At 63.5% G+C, this 2,571-nt stretch carries 2 protein-coding genes and 1 pseudogene; all 3 read left to right on the top strand.

The features are described from left to right. Positions 1 to 462 precede the first annotated feature (462 nt). A pseudogene (locus KTN05_RS18330) lies at positions 463 to 815 on the top strand (type I restriction-modification system subunit M N-terminal domain-containing protein); the annotation flags it as partial. Between the two features lie 102 nt (positions 816 to 917). Continuing rightward, positions 918 to 2,297, top strand: a complete 1,380-nt coding sequence (locus KTN05_RS17355; RefSeq protein ID WP_254368338.1) for a class I SAM-dependent DNA methyltransferase — start codon at positions 918 to 920, stop codon at positions 2,295 to 2,297. Further along, complete coding sequence (locus tag KTN05_RS17360; protein ID WP_217330622.1) at positions 2,294 to 2,518, top strand: hypothetical protein; 225 nt, start codon at positions 2,294 to 2,296, stop codon at positions 2,516 to 2,518. The genes KTN05_RS17355 and KTN05_RS17360 overlap by 4 nt, the downstream gene beginning before the upstream one ends. Positions 2,519 to 2,571: the final 53 nt, after the last annotated feature.

Consider the following 2,571-nt stretch of genomic DNA (forward strand, 5'->3'; position numbering starts at 1 on the left):
GCGCAACTCTGCTGCGATCACACGCCATCCCTGCAGGCGGTGGATCAGAACTCGTCCAACTTGAAGTTCCTGTTCAGAAAGGAGGCGATCTCGCCGGTGCGGGCCTCGCCACTATTTGTGCTGATATGCTCTCCGGCCTGCTTGTTGCACTGGTCCTGATCTCCAGGCGAACCTTTCTCTGGCACTGCGGGACGCCATGGCCCTTTCCCAAAGCATCGCCGGTCCGGAGGCGGCCCACACCGCGAAGATCGGAAGACGCAACTGGCCCTGCAACTGACAGGTGACTTACGGCATTTCTCCCAGCTATCAGTCAGTGTGCAGGTGTATTCGTCATCGCGCACGCGCGAGCAGACAAGCCTTGCCTGAGGATTCAGTGAGGATTGCCCCCCCGCACATCCCCTGCCCCGTTGCCTTCCCTGACCTGAATTGATCAAACGGTCAGGAAACTTGGGAAATCCTGCAGTGAACCAGCAAGCCTTGTCCGCCTTCCTCTGGTCGGTCGCCGATCTTCTTCGCGGCGACTACAAGCAATCCGATTACGGCAAGGTGATCCTGCCCTTCACGGTGCTGCGTCGATCGACTGCGTGCTGACGCCGACCAAGGAGGCCGTCCTGGCCGAACTCGCCCTGCGCCGGTCCCAGAAGATGCCGCCCGATCCATTTCTGCGCAAGAAATCGGGGGCGGCCTTCTACAACGCCGACCCGCTGGACCTGAAGAAGCTTATGGGCGACCCCGACAACATCGCCGGCAACCTGCGCCGCTACATCCTCGGCTTCTCGCCCGAGGTGCGCGACATCTTCGAGCATTTCGAGTTCGACACCCAGATCGACCGCCTGGCCAAGGCAGGCCTGCTCTATCAGGTGGTCGAGAAGTTCGCGGGCATCGACCTTCATCCCGAGCGCGTCAGCAACCACCAGATGGGCCTTGTCTTCGAGGAGCTGATCCGCCGCTTTTCCGAACTGTCGAACGAAACCGCCGGGGAGCACTTCACCCCGCGCGAGGTCATCCGCTTGATGGTCAACCTCATCTTCACCGAGGATGACGATGCCTTGGCCAAGCCCGGCATCGTGCGCACGATCTATGACCCGACGGCAGGGACCGGCGGCATGTTGTCGGTGGCCGAGGAATACCTGACCCACCTGAACCCTTCGGCTTCGGTCTCGCTGTTTGGACAGGAGCTGAACCCGGAGTCCTATGCGATCTGCAAGGCGGACATGCTGATCAAGGGGCAGGACGTCGACAACATCCGCTTCGGCAACACCCTGTCAGACGACGGCCATCACGACCAGAAGTTCGACTACATGCTGTCGAACCCGCCCTTTGGCGTCGAATGGAAGAAGGTCGAGAAGATCGTCCGGGCCGAGCATGAGAAGCAGGGCCACTACGGCCGCTTCGGCCCCGGCCTGCCGCGCGTCTCGGACGGGTCGCTGCTGTTCCTGATGCACCTGCTGTCCAAGATGCGGCCCGCAGCGCAGGGCGGCGCGCGATTCGGGATCGTCCTGAACGGCTCGCCGCTGTTCACCGGTGGCGCGGGCTCGGGCGAAAGCGAAATCCGCCGCTACGTCCTGGAGAATGACCTGGTCGAGGCCATCGTCGCCCTGCCGACCGACATGTTCTACAACACCGGCATCGCGACCTATGTCTGGATCCTGTCGAACCGCAAGCCGGCGGCGCGCAAAGGCCATGTGCATCTGATCGACGGGTCGGGCTTTTGGCGGAAGATGCGCAAGTCGCTGGGCTCCAAGCGCAAGGAACTGGGCGAGGAGGACATCGCCATCCTCACCCGCCTGTTCGGCGAATTCACCGAGGCCGAGCTTGCCCGGATCATCGACGCCGAGGGCCGCGAGATCGGGCGCAAGGTGGTGGTGGCGGGCGAGGCGCCCCCTCCCCCTCCCGAAGGGGGCCGGGTCAGGCTGGCGCCGCTGTCGCGCATCCTGCCGAACGACAGCTTCGGCTATCGCCAGATCACCGTCGAACGGCCTCTGCGCGATGAGGCGGGCAAGATCGTCCTGGGCCAGCGCGGCAAGGCCAAGGGCAAGCCGCAGCCCGATGCCGCCCTGCGCGACACCGAGACCGTGCCGCTGTCGCAGAACATTCCCGACTATGTCGCCCGCGAGGTGCTGCCCCATGCGCCCGATGCTTGGATCGACGCGGAGAAGACCCGGATCGGCTATGAAATCCCCTTCAACCGGCATTTCCACGTCTTCGAGCCGCCCCGCCCGCTGGCCGAGATCGATGCCGACCTGGCGCAGGTGACGGCGCGAATTCAGGAGATGCTGAAGGGACTGGCGGCATGAAACCCTATCCGGCCTACAAGGACAGCGGGGTGGAGTGGCTCGGGCAGGTGCCGGAGGGGTGGGAGGTTCGCGACCTGAAGCACCTTTGCCACGTCTTTCCCAGCAACGTGGACAAGCACTCCCACCCGGAGGAAATCCCGGTCCAGCTCTGCAACTATACCGACGTGTATTACAATGATCGTAAGCGCCACGGCGCTCTCCTCCTGCCGCTGCTGATCTGATCGGTCCATTCTCCGCGGGTGGGCATGGCGCGGAGGGGTGGTTTTGGAGATAG

Origin of the sequence: Paracoccus sp. Z118, from assembly GCF_019061185.1 — a bacterium.
Taxonomy (GTDB): domain Bacteria; phylum Pseudomonadota; class Alphaproteobacteria; order Rhodobacterales; family Rhodobacteraceae; genus Paracoccus.

Excerpts from the sequence above, each read along its gene's own strand:
- KTN05_RS17355 (WP_254368338.1), top strand. The coding sequence starts at position 918 with ATGGGCCTTGTCTTCGAGGAGCTGATCCGCCGCTTTTCCGAACTGTCG.
- KTN05_RS17360 (WP_217330622.1), top strand. The coding sequence starts at position 2,294 with ATGAAACCCTATCCGGCCTACAAGGACAGCGGGGTGGAGTGGCTCGGG.